Origin of the sequence: Rhodococcus sp. NPDC057297 (genome assembly GCF_042667435.1) — a bacterium.
Taxonomy (GTDB): domain Bacteria; phylum Actinomycetota; class Actinomycetes; order Mycobacteriales; family Mycobacteriaceae; genus Rhodococcoides.
On sequence record NZ_JBHUZE010000003.1, the window covers coordinates 64,832 to 82,825 of the forward strand.

At 64.5% G+C, this 17,994-nt stretch carries 16 protein-coding genes; 4 read left to right on the forward strand and 12 right to left on the reverse strand.

Annotation, left to right across the window (positions count from 1 at the left end):
• Positions 1–15 precede the first annotated feature (15 nt).
• A complete protein-coding gene (locus ACFULT_RS10235; protein WP_378481398.1) occupies positions 16–1,776 on the forward strand; it encodes an ABC transporter substrate-binding protein in 1,761 nt (586 codons plus the stop codon).
• On the opposite strand, the gene ACFULT_RS10240 is transcribed toward ACFULT_RS10235, so the two are convergent.
• Positions 1,766–3,139, reverse strand: a complete 1,374-nt coding sequence (locus ACFULT_RS10240) for an FAD-binding oxidoreductase (protein WP_378481399.1) — start codon at positions 3,137–3,139, stop codon at positions 1,766–1,768. The two genes, ACFULT_RS10235 and ACFULT_RS10240, sit on opposite strands and share 11 nt — an antisense overlap.
• 70 nt (positions 3,140–3,209) lie before the next feature.
• Between ACFULT_RS10240 and ACFULT_RS10245 the strand changes: the two genes are divergently transcribed.
• Complete coding sequence (locus ACFULT_RS10245; protein WP_378481676.1) at positions 3,210–4,958, forward strand: helix-turn-helix domain-containing protein; 1,749 nt, start codon at positions 3,210–3,212, stop codon at positions 4,956–4,958.
• Here the strand turns inward: ACFULT_RS10245 and ACFULT_RS10250 are convergent.
• The 4 genes from ACFULT_RS10250 to ACFULT_RS10265 form a co-directional block, all read right to left on the reverse strand.
• Positions 4,944–5,756: an alpha/beta fold hydrolase gene (locus tag ACFULT_RS10250; protein ID WP_378481400.1), complete on the reverse strand. Its 813-nt coding sequence runs from the start codon at positions 5,754–5,756 to the stop codon at positions 4,944–4,946. The genes ACFULT_RS10245 and ACFULT_RS10250 overlap by 15 nt on opposite strands.
• Positions 5,757–5,928: 172 nt before the next feature.
• Positions 5,929–6,885 (reverse strand): helix-turn-helix domain-containing protein, encoded by a 957-nt coding sequence (locus tag ACFULT_RS10255; RefSeq protein WP_037108712.1) that lies wholly within the window; start codon positions 6,883–6,885, stop codon positions 5,929–5,931.
• A gap of 17 nt (positions 6,886–6,902) precedes the next feature.
• Positions 6,903–7,907 carry a phenylacetaldoxime dehydratase family protein gene (locus ACFULT_RS10260; protein ID WP_378481401.1) on the reverse strand — a complete coding sequence of 335 codons (1,005 nt, stop codon included), beginning with the start codon at positions 7,905–7,907 and terminating at the stop codon, positions 6,903–6,905.
• Positions 7,900–8,958 (reverse strand): carbon-nitrogen hydrolase family protein, encoded by a 1,059-nt coding sequence (locus ACFULT_RS10265; RefSeq protein WP_378481402.1) that lies wholly within the window; start codon positions 8,956–8,958, stop codon positions 7,900–7,902. Before ACFULT_RS10265 ends, ACFULT_RS10260 begins: the two co-directional genes overlap by 8 nt.
• A gap of 282 nt (positions 8,959–9,240) precedes the next feature.
• Here ACFULT_RS10265 and ACFULT_RS10270 point away from each other — a divergent pair, with 282 nt between their 5' ends.
• Complete coding sequence (locus ACFULT_RS10270; protein ID WP_037108000.1) at positions 9,241–10,353, forward strand: NDMA-dependent alcohol dehydrogenase; 1,113 nt, start codon at positions 9,241–9,243, stop codon at positions 10,351–10,353.
• 13 nt (positions 10,354–10,366) lie between these two features.
• Positions 10,367–11,839, forward strand: coding sequence for a phenylacetaldehyde dehydrogenase StyD (gene styD, locus ACFULT_RS10275; RefSeq protein ID WP_378481403.1), 1,473 nt, complete (start codon positions 10,367–10,369; stop codon positions 11,837–11,839).
• Positions 11,840–11,882: 43 nt separating this feature from the next.
• Here the strand turns inward: styD and ACFULT_RS10280 are convergent, their stop codons facing one another.
• Genes ACFULT_RS10280 through paaA form a run of 7 tightly spaced genes read right to left on the reverse strand, consistent with a single transcriptional unit; the run spans position 11,883 to position 17,945 of the window.
• Positions 11,883–12,785: a helix-turn-helix domain-containing protein gene (locus ACFULT_RS10280; protein WP_378481404.1), complete on the reverse strand. Its 903-nt coding sequence runs from the start codon at positions 12,783–12,785 to the stop codon at positions 11,883–11,885.
• Between the two features lie 11 nt (positions 12,786–12,796).
• Positions 12,797–14,101, reverse strand: coding sequence for a phenylacetate--CoA ligase PaaK (gene paaK, locus ACFULT_RS10285; RefSeq protein WP_378481405.1), 1,305 nt, complete (start codon positions 14,099–14,101; stop codon positions 12,797–12,799).
• A 17-nt stretch (positions 14,102–14,118) separates the two neighbouring features.
• Positions 14,119–15,213 carry a 1,2-phenylacetyl-CoA epoxidase subunit PaaE gene (gene paaE, locus ACFULT_RS10290; RefSeq protein ID WP_094720408.1) on the reverse strand — a complete coding sequence of 365 codons (1,095 nt, stop codon included), beginning with the start codon at positions 15,211–15,213 and terminating at the stop codon, positions 14,119–14,121.
• The gene (gene paaD, locus ACFULT_RS10295; RefSeq protein ID WP_037110971.1) at positions 15,213–15,710 is read right to left on the reverse strand and encodes a 1,2-phenylacetyl-CoA epoxidase subunit PaaD; all 498 of its coding nucleotides are present in this window, start codon (positions 15,708–15,710) and stop codon (positions 15,213–15,215) included. The genes paaE and paaD overlap by 1 nt, the downstream gene beginning before the upstream one ends.
• A gap of 5 nt (positions 15,711–15,715) precedes the next feature.
• Positions 15,716–16,633, reverse strand: a complete 918-nt coding sequence (paaC, locus tag ACFULT_RS10300) for a 1,2-phenylacetyl-CoA epoxidase subunit PaaC (protein ID WP_094653376.1) — start codon at positions 16,631–16,633, stop codon at positions 15,716–15,718.
• An 8-nt stretch (positions 16,634–16,641) separates the two neighbouring features.
• Positions 16,642–17,004 carry a 1,2-phenylacetyl-CoA epoxidase subunit PaaB gene (gene paaB, locus ACFULT_RS10305; RefSeq protein ID WP_037108029.1) on the reverse strand — a complete coding sequence of 121 codons (363 nt, stop codon included), beginning with the start codon at positions 17,002–17,004 and terminating at the stop codon, positions 16,642–16,644.
• Positions 17,001–17,945 carry a 1,2-phenylacetyl-CoA epoxidase subunit PaaA gene (gene paaA / locus ACFULT_RS10310; protein ID WP_037108032.1) on the reverse strand — a complete coding sequence of 315 codons (945 nt, stop codon included), beginning with the start codon at positions 17,943–17,945 and terminating at the stop codon, positions 17,001–17,003. Before paaA ends, paaB begins: the two co-directional genes overlap by 4 nt.
• Positions 17,946–17,994: the final 49 nt, after the last annotated feature.

A 17,994-nucleotide genomic window follows, 5' to 3' on the forward strand; every position in this document is an offset into this window, starting at 1 on the left:
AAAGGCTCTTCGCCAGTGAAGCTACATCATCATGCGGACACCACTGTCGCGGCGAGCTATCTGGTTCGTCCCGACGGCACCGTCGAACATTCCTGGGTGACCGAGCCGGGACCGCTGTCGACGATTCCCGGTGACGTCGCGGCCATCGCCGTCGGAGTCATGCGTGACGACCTCCTCGAGGCGCGCTTTCGGTGGATGTCGCCGAAGAAGCAGCTGCTCGCCGTGTGCATCTCCCTCGTCGATGCCGGTGCGGAGGCACGCGCCGAGGTGTCGATACGCGAGGACGCAGAACTCGTGTGGGGGCTCACCGCACGGGAGGTCGACGTCGTCACCCTCCTGGCCGGTGGCCTGACGAACCAGGACATCGCCGACCGACTGTGGCTCAGTCCGAGGACGGTCACCACTCACGTCGACCGAGTTCTCGCGAAGCTCGGGGTCAAGAGTCGAACCGCGGCCGCGACCAAGGCTTTGGACGAGGGCATGACGCGGTTGCCCGTGCCTGGCGGGACCGACGGTTTCGAGCATCTCGCTCTCGTCCGGGCATCCGCCGCGGTGCCGGGCAGAAGGCTGGTCCCTGCATCGCGACGTATCCGTTTGCAGCCACTCGTGATCGGCTCGGCTGTTCCGATCACCGGAATCGCACGTGCCGACGGCGAGGAAATGGTGCGCGGCACCGAACTGGCTCTCGCGGAGATCAACGCCCGTGGTGGTGTCTGCGGTCGACGTGTCGAACTGGCCACCGCGGACGTGGACATCGTGTCGGAGTCGAGCATCGAGAAGGGCATGCTCGAACTGGCAGGCAAAGGCGTCGACGCCATCACCTCGGGTTATTTCGCGTGGCAGGAAGTGGCGCACGAAGTCGCAGCCGATTACGGGGCACCCTATCTGCACGCTGCGACGCTCGACGCGATGGTCCAACGTGTCGAGCACGACCCGTCGCGGTACGGGCGGATCTTCCAGGTCTGCCCGAGTGACACCAACTACGGCCCCGGGTTCGTGGAATTTCTTGCAGGCCTGAAGAGGCGGGGACAGTGGAACCCGTCGTCCAAGCGGTTGGTGGTGTTGCTCGGAGCATGGAAGGTGTCCAACTTGGGACTCGATCGAGCTGCCGACCTGGCTCAGGAACAGGGGTGGTCGCTCGACATCGTCCGGGTCGGTCCCAGCACGCAGGACTGGGTCGACGCCGCCAGCCGTGTGCGGTCTCTCGCTCCTGCAGCACTGTTGATCGGCCACTACTTCGTCGACGGCACCGTCGCGACCATCCGAGCACTCCTGGACAACATGCCGGATACGTTGATCTACAGCCTCTACGCGCCGTCGATCCCGGAGTTCCGAGAGCAGTTGGGCGAGCGTGCCAACGGGATCCTGTGGGCGACGGTGACCGGAACGTACTCGGATCCGGTGAGCAAAGGCTTCGCCGAGCGTTACAAGCGCGCCTACGGAGTGTTCCCCGGACGGTCGCACGCCGGAATTTCCTACGACCGCACGATGATTCTCGCCGACGCGTGGTCTCGGTCGGCATCTCCGCGGGACTACGGAAAGGTCTCGCACGAGATCCGCAGTCTCGTGCACCGAGGTGTCAACGGCTCGTACTACCTCGGCGGCAAAGGGCAGGCTGCCGTCGCGTACCCGTTGGCGTCGGCGGATGCCTCGTTGGCCCAGGCGCATCTGGTGTATCAGATCCAGGACGGCAAGCACCGAATCCTCAGTCCGGACCCGCAGGCGGACAGTGCGTTCCAGCTTCCACCGTGGTTCAGGCCGTCGCCTACCCGGTGAAAACCTTGCCCGGATTCAAGATGCCGTGTGGGTCGAGGGCGTTCTTCACCGAGCGGTGCATGTCGAGGACGATCGGGTCGAGTTCCTGAACCAGCCCGTCCATCTTGAGCAACCCGACGCCGTGTTCACCGGTGACGGTGCCGCCGAGTTCCAGTGCCGCGTCGATGATCTCGGCGAACGCTGCCTGTGCGCGTTCGCGCGCGGGGAGGTCGTCGTGCGGTGTGATGAGCAGTGGGTGCAGGTTACCGTCGCCTGCGTGGGCGATGTTCGCGATCGTCGTCTCGTGCCGCAGGCCGATCTGCTCGATCCGCGAGAGCATCTCCGGCACCTGTCTCTTCGGGACACACACGTCCTCGGTGAGTACCGGTCCGAGGCGCTCCATCGCGGGGTAGGCCAACCTCCTGGCCGCGAACAGCGCGTCGGCTTCTTCCTGATCGGTGGACACCGCCGACCAGGTTGCGCCCGCCTCGTCGAAGCAGGACAGCATCTTCTCTGCCTCTTGGTCTCCCACGAGGCCTGGATCGTCGATCCGCCCGAGCAACACGACGTTCGCTTCGACCGAGAGCCCCATGTTCTTCCAGGCATCGACGGCGATGAGGCATTGTCTGTCGATCAGTTCCAACGCGGACGGAGTGAGTCCCGCTGCGGCAACCGCGGCCACGGCTCGCCCGGCGTCGACGATCGAGTCGAAGTATCCCGCGACCGTGCGCTGCGGATCCTGCAGCGGTCTGAGTTTGACGGTGACCTCGGTGATGATCCCGAGGGTTCCCTCCGAGCCGACCATGAGGCCTGCGAGATCGTATCCCGCAACACCTTTCGCGGTCTTCCGACCGAGCCGGACCAGCTCACCGGTTCCGGTGACCACCTGCATGCCCATGACGTAGTCCCGGGTGACGCCGTACTTGACGCAGCACAAGCCGCCGGCATTGGTGGCGACGTTGCCGCCGATGGTCGACCAGGGTGAGCTGGCGGGGTCCGGTGGGTACCAGAGGCCTTGTTCTGCGCAGGCTGCCCTCAGGTGGTCGTTGACGACGCCAGGCTCGACGACGGCATACCGTTCGAGCGGATCTATCTCCTTGACGGCGTCCATTCCGTCGAGGGCGAGGACGACGCACCCCTCGGTGGCGTTGGCGCCGCCGGACAGTCCGGTGCCCGCGCCGCGGGTGACGACGGGGGCGCCGTGCGTCAGACAGGCTCGTACGACGGCCTGGACTTCCTCTGCAGTCCGCGGCCGGACAACCGCTACCGGCACGGAGTACGGAGCCCACTCGGCCTCGTCGTGTTGGTAGGACGCGACGACGTCCGGATCGACGACGATGCGGTCTGCGGGGAGAGAATCCAACAGTTGTTCGACGAGCGTCATGCCCCGAGTTTATCTGTGAGCTGGATCTCTACCAATGTAGGTTCCATCCATGGAGTCGGATAGATCATGGATGGATTTGCTGCTCGACGACGCATCGATCGACGAGCTCGAAGCGCATCGCCACGTCTTTCCCGGTCCCGACGCGCACGCCGCCCTGCGGCTGCGCGCGCTGCTGGACCAGCGGCGTCAGCGCAGCACCGAACTGGCTGCTCTGAACGACATCGCGGTGCGGTTGACCACGGCACGTGACGACCGTGTCCTGCTTCAAGAGGTCGTCGACCAGGTACGCCGCCTGTTGGGAGTCGATCTCGCCTACATGGGCTCGGTGTACGACGACGAATTCGTCATCGAAGTCACCAGCGGTGCACTGACGCCGAATCTGATCGGGATCCGGTTGGCTCAGGACGAAGGGCTGGTGGGCGTCATCGTGCGCGGAGCGGCGCCGTCGTGGACACCCGACTATCAGAGCGAGCCCGCCTTCCGACACATCACCGGTGCGGACAGTGCGGCACGGTCGGAGAACATGCGAGGGCTGCTCGGGGTTCCGCTGAAGGTGGGGGACCGGGTGATCGGAGCGCTGTTCGCCTGCAAGCGTCAGGAGCGTGACTTCGCGGACAGTGAGATCGCGTTGCTGTCTGCTCTCGCCGCGCACGCTGCGATTGCCATCGAGAACGTCCGTGCCATCGAACGGCTCGAAGCGGTGAACGCCGAGCTGTCGGCACGGACCGCCGAACTCGAACAGACTCTGCAGTGGGACAGGATGCTGACTCAGGTGGTGCTGCGCGGGGGTGGGGTGGGTCGTCTCGTTCGGGAGGTGGCAACGCTCTCCGGTCGGCCGGCGTTCTTTCTCACCGACGCCTCATCTGTTCCGGAATCTCTGGAAGAACGGGTCGTTCCAGTCGAGATTCTGTTCGGACAATGCCGCGACGGCGCCGACATCGTCGCCGACGACGTCGTCGTTGCCCACCGTGTCGCCGCTGCGGGCGAGTTTCTCGGGGTCCTGATCTCGGTGGGTCCGGACGATCAGCAGACGCGGCTCCTCCTGGACCGCGCGGTGCCCGCCATCGCGTTGTCGCTCGCCGAGGAGCGCGCGGCGGCGGAAGCTGCCCGACGGGCGCAGGATGCGTTTCTCGTCGATCTGCTCTCTCATCCGGCAGCGTCCACCGACGAAGAGCGACGGCAACTTCGCCTTGCCGGCCTGTCCCCGGGTGCCTCGTACTGCATCGCCGTCGCACAGGGTCCGGTGTCCCGTACCGAGATCGGCAGATCGGAATTCCCGGTGGGTACGGTTGTGGCAGAACATGGTTCGAGGGTGCTGGTCGCGGTGCCCGCGCAGGAATCGGCGGTGGTGCGGCCGATGTTCACGACGGGCGCGACGGTGGGAATCTCGGAGCCGGCACGCGGAGCGGTCGCGCTAGCGGCTGCCTACCGCGAGGCCCAGCAGACCGTCGATGTGTTGATCACTCTCGGGCGGGGCGGTGAGGTGTCGTCGGCGCGCGGGCTAGGCATCTATCGAATTCTTCTGAGCCACATGGCTCGCGAGCATCTCGACGAGCTCACCGAGGAGCAACTGGGTCCGCTGATGGCCGAGCAGAGCAAGCGGGGCGTTCCGTTGCTCGAATCGCTGTCCGTGTACCTCGCACACGGGCGTCACCATTCGGCCACCGCCGCAAGTCTTGGAGTGCACGTCAACACGCTCTACCAACGGCTCGACGCCATAGACCGGCTCATCGGCGTCGAGTGGCGTGACCCGGACAAGGCACTGGACCTGCAAGTGCTGATGCGACTCCGACGAAGCGCGGATCTATTGGGGAAGTGAACCGAGAAAGTCCAGCAGCGCAGCGTTGAAGTCCTGTGGGCGGTCCATGTTGGACGCGTGACCGCAGTTCTCGAGCACCACGGAGCGTCCGAGCGGATTGTCGGCAACGGCGTCCGCTGCGTGCGTACACGGCCAGAACTGGCTCTCCCTGCCGGCAACCATCAGCACCGGAACGTCGACTGTGGCAACGACCTCGCGCCAGTCCGCGACTGCGTGATCGTGCAGAAGCGCTTTCATCGGTGGCGTATCGGGTGAGACCATCTTCGGCATCGCGCGGAGCTTCGCGACGAGCTTCAGGATCGGCAACGCGGACTTCCACTTCGGCAGGCCCTTGCCCGTGTCCGGTACCCCGTCGGCGAAGAACGTGTCCTTGTTGGAGTCGGTCAATCCGTAGAAACCGTTGGACCATTCGGCATCGTTGATCATCTTCGGGGTCTGATCCACCGACACGACGGCCTTCACGCGGCCGGTCCCGAACTGCGAGACGTACGACCAGATGGTGCTGGCGCCCATGGAGCCACCACACAGCACAGCATCGTCGACGCCCAGCGACGCGAGGACATTCTCGACGTCCTGACCGTGCCTGGCCATCGTGGCACCGTGCTCGGGAGTCTCCGAATCTCCATGCCCTCGGCGGTCCAGAGCAAGAACTCGATAACCGGCTTTCACCAGTGCGTCCTGCTGCATCACCCACGTCGTCGCAGGAGCGCAGAAACCTGCGATCAGAACGATCACGGGCCCGACGCCCTCGTCGATGTAGCTCAGGGTCACATTGTCGTTGGTGACGACGGTGGGCATGGGCACTCCTTCGGGTCGCTCACGATGCAACCACGGATCCCGCGATTACGACATGGAGAATTCCTCTACCGAGCGCATTACACCGGCGCGGTCAGGTCATCGATCGGGCGTCTGGCCACCCTCGGCAGCATCACCACCAGTGTCGTCTACTCGAGCACCTTGCCCGGTCGTCCTATCGCTCCGGCATAGAGCGCTCGCGGAATTCTCTTGGTGTGCAGCCGAATCGGCTGCGGAACGCACGGGAGAAGTGGGCTGGATCGGTGAATCCCCACGACGCTGCGAGAGCACCGATGGTCGTGTGAGCGTTCTGAGGTTCGCACAACGCACGCTTGACGCCGTCGAGTCGCTGCATCCAGATCCATTCGCTTGCGGTGCACGGCTCACCGGCGAAGGCGCGGTGCACTGTGCTGAGCGACAGATGCAGTGCGGCAGCTACTTTGGCCACTGTCAGGTCGGGATCACGCAGACCGGCCGTCATCGCACGCTTGATCTCGTCGAGACGTTGCGATGCCGCGTACGGCGCGGGCTTCTCGACACCGGTGAGCCCGACGAGACCGGCGACGAGGATGTACTCGACACTCTGCGAGACGGCCTCGGCGGAGGCCGCGCTCATGTCGACATCGTCCATGATCGAGGAGATCATGCTGACCAGAAGTTTGCCGGCACCGTGACGACCGGACACCGCTCTCGCGGTCAGCTCGTTGGTGTCCCGCACGAGGGTGCGCAGCGTGGCCCCGGGAAGCATGAGGACGTACTGCGCGAACGGGTCGTCGAAGTGCAGGCTGTAGGGCCGGGTGCTGTCGTAGAGGGCGAAGTCGCCGGGTTCGAGAATCGCCGTCCGATCGTCCTGCGCAATGATCCCCGTTCCCGACGTCTGCACGCTCACCAGGAAGTAGTCGGCGCTCGTGCGGGAGATACCGGCTGGGGTACGCAGCACGTTCTGCGCCGTCGCCGCCACTCTGGACAGACCGAGCGTCGCCAGATCCGTCGACTCGATCTTCCCGGATATCGCCGACGCATCCCGGGGCACCGTGCAGTCCAGGTCGACGTAGGTGCGGCTCACCGCCGCCGTCCAGAAATCGATGCTGTCTGCCTGGTCGACGGAATCCGTGCGCAGAGCGTCAGCCATGTGGGGTACCTCCAGTCTCATCCCAGCGTAGATCGCGCCGACGCCGTACGCAGGAGACCGGTGCGATCATGGCAGCCGACGTATTCGAAGAACTGCTCGTCGGCGGACGCGACCGTGACCTCGTGGTAGAGCCGTAGCTGCGCGGCCGGCCCCATCGTGGACAAGTACTTCAGTGCCGCGCCGAAGATGGCGACGTGCGTCGGATGGGACTCCGCCCAGGCCTCCAACTCGGCCAACGAGCGCCACCAACTCATGCCGAACGACTTGTCGAGATCGTATCCGTGCTCGTCGACGACGGTCATGTACCGGTTGGCGAAGCATCCGATGCTCAGGCCGTCGTCGCGCAGGAAGTCCATCCCGTCCCGCAGGACCGGTTCGACGTCCCGCAGGTACATTTCACGTTCGGTGCCCGCGGTGTCCGCCCAGTCCTGTCCGGACCTGATGAGGCAGATGTTGTCGTGCGGAACGATCCGAACCTTGTTGCCGTCGCGGACGATTTCCGGCATACCGGACGGTTTCAGAGCATCGTGCTGCGATCGGGGAATTCGATCGCGAACGCCGCCCCAGTATGCATGTTCCTCGATCTGCCCGCTGAGGGAATCAGTGAGCGTAGCAACACCTTCCAAGCGGCCGGTCGACGAGAACAGCGTCTCGTAGCGGTCGACTGTCGGACGGATGACCTCGACGAACCGTCCTGGCGTCTCGGTCCACGTGATGCCCGTCGACAGATACCACCGGTCGAAGGCCAGGGTGTCGTCCCAATAGCCGATGAACACCGTCGTGTCGATGCCTTCCTCGTCGACGTACCGTGCACGATCGCTGCGCGGCGGCCCGTCGACTCCCCATGGGCTGTCATCTGGCATGCCTTGTATACCGAAGTACGCCATGACCACTCGCGTCGTCGAGACCGGGAATCGAGCGACGTACGACGGGAACGGCGGTTGGTAGGACTCGGGTGTCCGGCGGGGGCAGGTGCGTTCTCTGGCCAAATGCTCCGGTATTGCGGATTCCAGATCAGACATGTGCAGGGGCCTCGTCACGGGCAAGTTGCTCGGTGATTTCCAGGCGCACCTCGGCGGCTGTTTCCTCGGTGAAGTCGTAGCGGGTGGCGGTGGTCTGCTGAGCGCCGGAGACGACTCGATCACCGGCAGTCTTGTTGAGCCACAGTCTAGTAACGTCCGGCCGGGAGTAATGTCCGGCCGGATCGGCCGCTGCCTTGGCGATCGAGATGAGGCTGGTGTCGATGTCGGCGAAGACGAGTCCCTCTTCGTCGTGTGCGAGAGGTTCGTGCATCAGCTGGCCGTCGGGCGCGAAGATCCTGGCGTGTCCTCCGCCTGCGGTGAGCATTGCGCGTTTGGCGTCGTCGGTGCACATGATCTCGATCATCTCGGGGGAGACCGTCGCGCACGGGCTGATGACGAAACAACCACCTTCGACGGCGTAGATGCGGCTCGCCGCGGTGTTGACCTCCGGTCCGAGGGCGTACGCGGCGCCGGTGTACAACGAGAAGCTGGGCCAGGCGCCGACGTGGACTTGCTCGTTCTGCGCGTACATCGCGTACTTCGACAGTGGCTGCAGGTGCTCCCAGCAGCACAGTGCGCCGACGCGTCCTAGATCGGTGTCGTACACCGAGAGGTCGGAACCGTCGCCCTCGCCGTAGACGGTCCGCTCGACGTGGGTCGGCTTGAGCTTGCGACGCATCGCGACGGTCTTGCCCTCGGCGTCGATGATCCATTGCGCGATGTAGAGGCTGGCCTTGTAGCGTTCGCTGAGGCCCATCACGACCATGATGTGGTTGTCCTTGGCGGCCTGCGCAATTCGGTCTGCCTGCGGTGTTCCGTACTCGAGCGAATTGTCGAAGTAGCGCTGCGTGAACTGGAAGCCCCAGGCGGGGGCGTCGAGCCAGATGTACCAGGGGTAGCCGGGCAGGTAGGTCTCGGGGAAAGCGACGAGCTCTGCGCCTGCGCGCGCGGCGTCCTCGATGAGTCCGATGGCCTTGTCGATGGAGGCGTCCAGATCGAGGAAAACAGGTGCTGCCTGAACGGCTGCGGCGCGGAACTGATGGTGCGTCATGGTGGGCCTTTCATTGGGAGTGCCCTAGTTTTGCCTGCGGACAGGGTCTCGGATGGCCCGAGAATGTCGAGAAATTTGACTCTGCGTTGCAGTGGTCCGCGCCGAAACAGGGCGGTAATCATCGGGGTAGATCCAGGGAAACAACTCGGCTGAGGTGGACAGCTCCGCCCGATGCATAACCGAGTGCGCATAACGACAACATCTGTGCGCGGAGCGACAAGTCTTTCCGGGGTGTCCGAGACGAAGCTATGACCTAGGACACACTCGGAAAGAAGGTCAGCAATGACATTGCAAGCAGCAGTTCTCTGGGAAGCCGGTCAGGACTGGAAGATCGAGGACCTGGTTCTCGATGCTCCGAAATACGGCGAAGTGAAGGTCGAGTTGGCGGCATCGGGGCTGTGCCACTCGGACGAACACGTGCGTGACGGCAGCGTGCCCGTCGGACTGCTTCCGTTCATCGGCGGACACGAGGGCGCAGGGATCGTCACCGAAATCGGACCGGGCGTCACCTCGGTCGAGGTAGGAGACCACGTCGCACTCGGCTTCATCCCCGCCTGTGGTCGATGCAGGGCCTGCGCGAACGGCCAGTCCAGCATCTGCGACCTCGGCGCTCACCTGCTCGAGGGCTACCAGGTCAGCGACGGCACGGCCCGTCATCATGTGCGCGGCCAGGACGCAGGCATCCAGTGCCTCCTCGGCACGTTCGCGCCGCAGACCGTGGTCAACGAAGCGTCGTGCGTCAAGATCACCAACGACATCCCACTCGACAAGGCCGCGCTCGTCGGCTGCGGCGTCACCACCGGCTGGGGTTCCGCTGTCTACGCCGCGGGAGTCTCCGCGGGCGAGACCGTCGTGATCCTGGGTATGGGTGGCGTCGGCTGTGGCGCTGTTCAGGGTGCTGCTTTGGCGGGAGCACGCCACGTGGTCGTGGTCGACCCGTCGCCGTTCAAGCGTGAACAGGCCAAGATCTTCGGTGCCACGCATACCGCAGCCAGCATCGACGAGGCGCTGCCTCTCGTGAACGACCTGACCTGGGGAGCGCTCGCGGACAAGGTACTCATCACCATCGACGTGGCGAGCGGCGCGATCATCGCACCTGCCATGAGCCTGGTGGCCAAGGGTGGAACCTGCGTGAACGTCTCGGTCGGAGACGTAACCCAGACCGAGACCTCGCTCAGCCTGTTCGACCTGACGGCCATGCGCAAGACGCTCAAGGGCGCATGGTTCGGCAACGCGAACATCCGCTTCGACATCCCGCACCTGCTGCGCCTGTATATGGAGGGCCAGCTCAAGCTCGACGAGATGATCACACGCACCTACACACTCGACCAGGTCAACGACGGGTACGAGGCCATGCGCAACGCCGAAAACGTCCGCGGACTCATCCTGTACTAGGAAGGCTCGACACATGACTGCAGTACTCACGACTCTTCCCGACAACACCGCCACGCAGCTGTTCGTTGCCGGCACCTGGCACGACGCGTCCGACGGTGGAACCTTCGCGGACCTGAATCCCACTACGGGTCAGCTGCTCGTCGACATTGCCTCCGCAACGGCTCAGGACGTCGACGCCGCGGTACGAGCTGCCCGCGCGCAGCTCGGCGGAGAATGGGGCTCGACCCCGGGCGTGGTTCGCGGAAAGCTGCTGAACAAGATCGCCGACTTGATCGAGCGCGACGGTGACCTGCTCGCCCGGCTCGAAGCCCACGACGTCGGCAAGCCCGTCGGACAGCCCGCGATGCTGGACATCCCCAACGCGGCAGCCACATTCCGTCACTTCGCGGGCTGGGCCGACAAGATCCAGGGCACCACGATCCCGACGGCCGGCTACTTCGGACAGCCGACGCATTCTTACACCGTGCGTGAGCCCGTCGGAGTGATCGGTGCGATCGTCCCGTGGAACACCCCACTGATGATCGCGGCCTGGAAGTTGGCTCCTGCGTTGGCGGCCGGCAACACGCTGGTCGTGAAGCCACCGGAGGACGCACCGCTCTCGATCCTGCACCTGGCGCGACTGATCGACGAGGCAGGAGTGCCTGCGGGCGTCGTGAATGTCGTTCCAGGCCTGGGCGAGGTGACCGGCGACGCGCTCGTCGGACATCCCGGCGTCGACAAGATCAGCTTCACCGGAAGCCCGCGCGTAGGCCGGATCATCGCCAAGAAGGCCGCCGATACGTTCAAGAGAACCACACTCGAGCTCGGTGGTAAGTCGCCGCAGATCATTCTGGAGGACGCCGACCTCGACGCTGCCATCAACGGCACCGCGATGGGACTGTTCTTCAATCAAGGTCAGGTCTGTGCCGCGGGTACCCGTGTGTTGGTGCACCGTTCGCTGTACTCGCAGGTGGTCGACGGCCTCTCCGCGGCAGCGTCGGCGCAGGTGCTCGGAGATCCGTTCGACCCCGCCACCACGATGGGCGCGCTCGTCAACGCCAAGCAACGCGACTCGGTGATGGGATACATCCAGGCCGGCCGCGACGGTGGGGCCAGGGTTGCCGCCGGTGGTGGGAGTCCGGAGCGTGACGGATTCTTCGTCGAGCCGACGATTTTCGCGGACGCGAACAATGACATGAAGATCGCTCAGGAGGAAATCTTCGGTCCCGTCGGAACGGTGATTCCGTTCGACACCCCCGAGGAGGCCATCAGCATCGCCAATGCGACGGATTACGGTCTGGCCGCGTCGATCTGGACGCGCGACGTCTCGCGTGCGCATTCGCTGGCGGCGCAGGTTCGCTCCGGCGCAGTGTGGGTGAACGGTTGGGCTGCAATCGATCCCGCGCTCCCGTGGGGCGGTATGAAGAGCAGTGGCACCGGTCGCGAATTGGGTTGGGCCGGCATCGAAGCCAACACCGAGGAAAAGGTCGTCACGATCGTGTTGTGACCCGCTGTGAGTGGAAATGCGTCCTACAGGGCGCATTTCCATTTCACAGACTGGCGAGGCGCGCCTGCCGTGGTGACATTCCGTAGGCCTCTTTGAACACTCTCGAAAAATGAGCCGAGTCCACCAGACCGTACCGTGCACAGATGGTCCCGATGCTGTCGCCGGACAATCTCGGATCCTCCAGGTCTCGTCGACAACACTCCAGCCGGCGAGACCTGATCCATGCTGCGACTCCGCCGTCCGATTCGAACAGCTTCTGCAGGTAGCGCGGAGAAATGTGCTGCGACGAGGCCACCATCGCAGTGTTCAACCCCGGGTCGTGCAGGTTGCTCTCGACGAACGACTGTGCGCCGGCGAGAATCGCGGCGCCCGGGGAGGTGTTCTCGTGCGGAGCTCGTTCGTCCAGTGCCGCACTGACGAGGTCGAGGACCGCATCCTCGAACAACCGTGACGACGGGGAGAAGCCGTCGGACAGGCCCTTTCGCAGCCCCGCGAGGAACGGTGAGACGAGTGACCCGACGCCGTCGTTGCCCTTGATCCTCAGCGCCGAGACGTGCGCGAGATCGTTGGGCCTGATCTTGAGCGACTCGCGCGGAAACATCAGCACGAACATGGCGAAGTCGTCCGCGAAGTGCAGGGCGTAGGGCTCGCTGGTGTCGTACACCGCGAAATCGCCCGGTTCCAGCACCGCTTCACGATCGCGTTGGACCACGACCCCTCGGCCGCGCAGTTGGACACCGACCTTGACCAGGCCTGGATCGCTGCGTCGGATCACTGCGGGCGTTCTGCGGACGTCGACGCACCGCCCGGACACCTCGCTGATGTGCAGGACACCCATCGAACCGGAGTGCAACCCGCCGTCGAAGCAGCCCTCGGACGCGGAAGAGGAGGCGTCGAGCGGCACGAACGCCGCCGACACCTCCTCACGCCACCTGTCGAACTGCACTCACTCCACCTCTAGCTGGGCCGGTTGTCGATCAGACGACGAGCTTTACCGATCGAACGCTCCAGAGCCGCCGGCGCAACCACGTCTACCTGGACGCTGACACCGATTCGGTCCTTGACGAGCTTACGGAGGGTTGCACCCGCAGTGCCGTGATCTTCCGCGGTGGCACCCGGACGTGACTCGACGAGAACGGTCAGCGAGTCCATGCGACCCGCACGCTCCAACACGCACTGGAACTGCGGCGCCAGCGCGGGAACCGTCAGGATGAGCTCCTCGATCTGAGTCGGGAACAGGTTCACCCCGCGCAGGATGATCATGTCGTCGGTGCGGCCGGTGACCTTCTGCATCCGGCGCATGGTGCGGGCGGTGCCCGGCAGCAGGCGCGTCAGGTCGCGGGTGCGGTAGCGGATGATCGGCATCGCTTCCTTGGACAGCGACGTGAACACCAACTCACCCTCCTCGCCGTCGGGCAGGACTTCGCCGGTCACCGGGTCGATGACCTCCGGGTAGAAATGATCCTCCCAAATATGGAGTCCGTCCTTGGTTTCGACACATTCCATCGCAACACCCGGTCCCATGACCTCGGACAGACCGTAGATGTCGACGGCGTCCATGTCGAGGGTCTTCTCGATCTCCTTGCGCATCTCCTCGGTCCACGGCTCGGCGCCGAAGACTCCGGTCTTCAGGGATGTCTTGGCCGGGTCGATGCCCTTCTTGATCATTGCGTCGACGATCGTGAGCATGTACGACGGCGTGACCATGATCGCGTCGGGTTCGAAGTCCTCGATGAGCTGGATCTGACGATCGGTCATTCCGCCCGACATCGGAATGACGGTGCAGCCCAGCCGCTCTGCGCCGTAATGGGCGCCGAGACCGCCGGTGAACAGGCCGTAACCGTAGGCTACGTGAACTTTGTCCGACGGCTTGACGCCACCCGCGCGTAGGCTGCGAGCGATGAGGTCGGCCCAGTTGCTGATGTCGTTCGCGGTGTAGCCGACCACCGTGGCTTTGCCGGTTGTTCCCGATGACGCGTGTATCCGCGAGACCTTGTCCTGGGGAACCGCGAACATCCCGAACGGGTAGTTCTCACGAAGGTCGTTCTTCGCGGTGAACGGAAACTTCGCAAGATCCGACAGGTCCTTCAGATCGGTCGGATGAACTCCCGCATCGTCGAAGGCCTTCTTGTAGTGCGCGACGTTGTCGTACGCGTGCTGCAATGACCACCGAAGCCGCTCGAGCTGCAAGGACTCGATGCGATCGCGCGACGCGAACTCGATGTCGGGGGTGTCGGTCGGGGTGGACAATACGCTGGTCATTGCGGTCTCCGGAGGTATCAGGCGTCGAAGTCGACGGTCACGGTGTCGCTGAGGGGGAATGTCTGGCAGGTGAGTACGAAGCCGGCGGCGACCTCGTTCTCCTCCAAGGCGTAGTTGCGGCGCATGTCGACGTCACCGCAGGTCACCTTGGCGCGGCACGTGCCGCAGACGCCGCCCTTGCAGGCGAAGGGGAGGTCCGATCGCAGCAGTTCCGCGGAATCGAGGATCGACTCGTCCTGCGGGAGAGTGCCCGTGACGCTTCGGCCGTCGAGGGTGATGGTGACCTCGCTGCTGGGTCCGGTCACGCCGGGCTCGCGGTGCTTCTCCTGTGGTGGGGGAACGTCGTCGACGTAGAAGAGTTCGGCGTGCACGTTGGATTTGGCGACGCCGAGTTCACCGAGAACGGCTTGCGCGTCGGTCACCATCCCGAACGGACCGCACAGCCAGAAATGATCTATCTCGGGTGTCGCGACGACCGAGTCTAGGATGGCGCGGAGTCTGTCGGCGTCGAGCCTGCCGCTGAACAGTTCGACCTCGCGAGGTTCCCTGGACAGAACATGGATGACGTCGAACCGACTGCCGTACTGATCTTTCAGATCGGCGATCTCCTCGGCGAACATCACCGATCTGGTGCGCCGGTTGCCGTACAGCAGAACCACTTCGGCGTCGGGGTTGGCCAGAACGGATGCGGCAATCGACAGCATGGGGGTGATCCCGGAGCCTGCCGCGATGAGTACGTGCCTGCCACCGGCGGCGGGGTCGGCATGGAAGTTTCCGGTCGGTCCCTGGACCTCGATGCGGTCGCCTGCCTTGACCTCGTGCACGAGCCACGACGAGAACAGTCCGTCGGTCACCTCACGAACGCCGACGCGGGGGCGTGCACCCGCCGGAGCGCAGATGGAGTAGGAACGCCGATGTTCGACACCGTCCACCGTGCGCGAGAGCATCAGGGACTGGCCTGGGCGGAAATCGAATTCGTCGCGCAGGTCTTCTGGTACGTCGAACGTCACGGCAACGGCGTCGTCGCACAGTGATTCGACGTCGGCAACGGTCAGCGTGTGGAAGGGCCTGTTGCGATTGGGGGTGACGACGGGCTCGGCGGTCACAGTCATCAGATCTCCTTCACGTGGTCGAAGGGTTCGAGGCAGTCGTCGCATCGGTACTGGGCTTTGCACAGGGTTGCGCCGAACTCGGAGGTCAGCCGCGTGTTCGTCGACCCACACCGAGGACACGCGAGCTGGCGTGGTTTGACGGTGAGGGTAAGGGGCACCGGACCCGACGTCCGCGCGGGCGCAGGCCCCGGCGTCGAGTAACCGGTCTCGCGGAGCTTTCGCAGGCCCTCGGCGGAAATCCAGTCCGTGCTCCAGGGCGGGGTCAGGCTGGTGACGATCTCGACGTCGGTGTAGCCGTGATCGACCAGCTTGTGTGTGATGTCGTCACGCATCGTTGCCATCGCTGGGCATCCCGAGTACGTCGGAGTGATGGTGACGAGCACGCTGCCGTTGTCGCGTACCTCGACATCGCGTAGGACGCCGAGATCGTCGAGGGTCAGAAGCGGCATCTCGGGGTCCAGGACGGTCGCCGCGATGTCGCGAGCAGAAAGTTCCATTGTCGTCACCAGACTCCCTCCGGATGTGCACGGGCGACGACCTGCATCTCCGCGATCAACGGGCCGAATGCCTCGGTGTGGATTCCGCGTCGGCCGCCGCGGCCGCCGATGGTGCCGACTGACTTGCCTTCCGGCGCTTCCAATTCTGCCGCGTGCAGGACCTGCGCGATCACGGAGTCGAATTCCTCGCGCACATCTCGCGGATCCACTGCGACGCCGACCGACGCGAGGGCGATCTCTTGGTCGGTGGGGACGAACAGCTCGGAGACATACGGCCAGATGCGGGTGATGGCCTCACGGACTCGACGCTTGGATTCGTCGGTCCCGCACCCGAGGGTCACGACCCAGCGTGCTGCGTAGTCGCGGTGGTAGGTGAGCTCTTTGACGCCCTTCTCGGCGACGGCCGCGAGAACCGGATCCCGTGAGTCCTTCAGACGCGAGAACACAGCGAGGCGCCATGTCGAGAACACGAGCAGACGAACGAGGGACTTCGCGAAGTCGCCGTTGTCGAGCTCGGTGAGCCGGACGTTACGGAAGTCTGCTTCGTCACGGAAGAACGCCAGAGCGTCTTCCGCGGGCGCGGGGGAGCTCTCGGAGACGAACGGGACCACGGCCGAATCGGCCTTCGCGGCGCGAGCGAGCAGGAGACGTGCCTGCCCGAGCAAGTCCAGTCCGACGTTGGCCAGCGCCACTTCTTCTTCGAGTTCCGGTGCGCGTGTGCTCCACTGAGCCAGGCGCTGTGAGCTGATCAGCGCATCGTCCCCGAGCATGAGGCAGTACGCGGCCAGAGCTTCGAGGTCGACGTCGTCCGGAACCGTGGTGTCGACGCCGGCGAGCGGGTCGTCGAAACTGGTACCGAATGCCCACTGCCCGTGTGAATCCTCGTCGACGAGGCCCTCGTAGGCGTTGTCATGATCTGTCATTGCAGGCCTCACATGTGGGGAACGTTGTCGGGAATCTCGTAGAACGTCGGGTGCCGGTACACCTTGTCTCCGCTGGGGGCGAAGAACGGATCCTTCTCCGACGGAGACGATGCGACGATCGAGTTGGACGGCACCACCCAGATGCTGACGCCTTCGTTGCGACGGGTGTAGACGTCCCGTGCATGACGCAGCGCCATGTGGTCGTCGGCGGCGTGCAGGGATCCGACGTGCACATGATTGAGCCCCCGCTTGCCACGGAGAAACACTTCGTACAGGGGCCAATCTGCTTTGACCTGAGATGCTTTCGGCTCTACTGGCACATTCTCCGTCGGGACCGCGCCGTGTCCGCCTTCGGCGGTGAATTCAGTCATGATGCATTCCTTGCTGCAAAAGCCGTCGCTGCCTCGCGAACCCAGGCACCGCCGAAGTGGGCTGCGCGACGGTTCGCGATGCGCTCGACGTTGGAAGCGCCGTTGCCTTTGATGACCTGCATGAACTCGCTCCAGTCGGGTTCGCCGAAATCGTGCGACTGCCGCTCGTCGTTCCACTTCAGGTCCGGGTCCGGGAACGTGACGCCTAGCGCCTCCGCCTGAGGAATCGACATGTCGACGAAACGCTGACGTAGCTCGTCGTTGGTGTGGCGTTTGATGCCCCACTTCATCGACTGCTCGGTGTTGGGGCTCTCGTCGTCCGGGGGGCCGAACATCATCAGAGCAGGCCACCACCAGCGGTTCACCGACTCCTGAACCATGGCACGCTGCTCGTCGGTGCCACGCATCATCGTCGCGAGTAGCTCGTACCCCTGGCGCTGATGGAACGACTCCTCCTTGCAGACGCGGATCATCGCGCGCGCATACGGCCCGAAGCTGCTGCGGCACAGAGGAACCTGATTGCAGATCGCGGCGCCGTCGACGAGCCAGCCGATGGTGCCGACGTCCGCGTACGTCAGGGTGGGGTAATTGAAGATCGACGAGTACTTCTGCTTGCCCTCGATGAGCTTGACCGTCAGGTCTGCGCGGTCGGCTCCGAGCGTCTCCGCGGCCGAGTACAGGTACAGGCCGTGTCCTGCCTCGTCCTGCACCTTGGCCATCAGGATGGCCTTGCGGCGCAGCGACGGCGCGCGGGTGAGCCAGTTGCCCTCCGGCTGCATCCCGATGATCTCGGAGTGCGCGTGCTGGGCGATCTGGCGGATGAGCGACTTGCGGTAGCCGTCGGGCATCCAATCGCGGGGCTCTACGCGCTGCTCGCGGGCGATGGTCTCGTCGAAACCGCCCTGAAGCGCGTCGGCTTGCAGGGTCTCTGACGTGGTCATAAGTCCTACTTTCATTACCGAATGATCGGTCGAAAACTAGTATGCAACG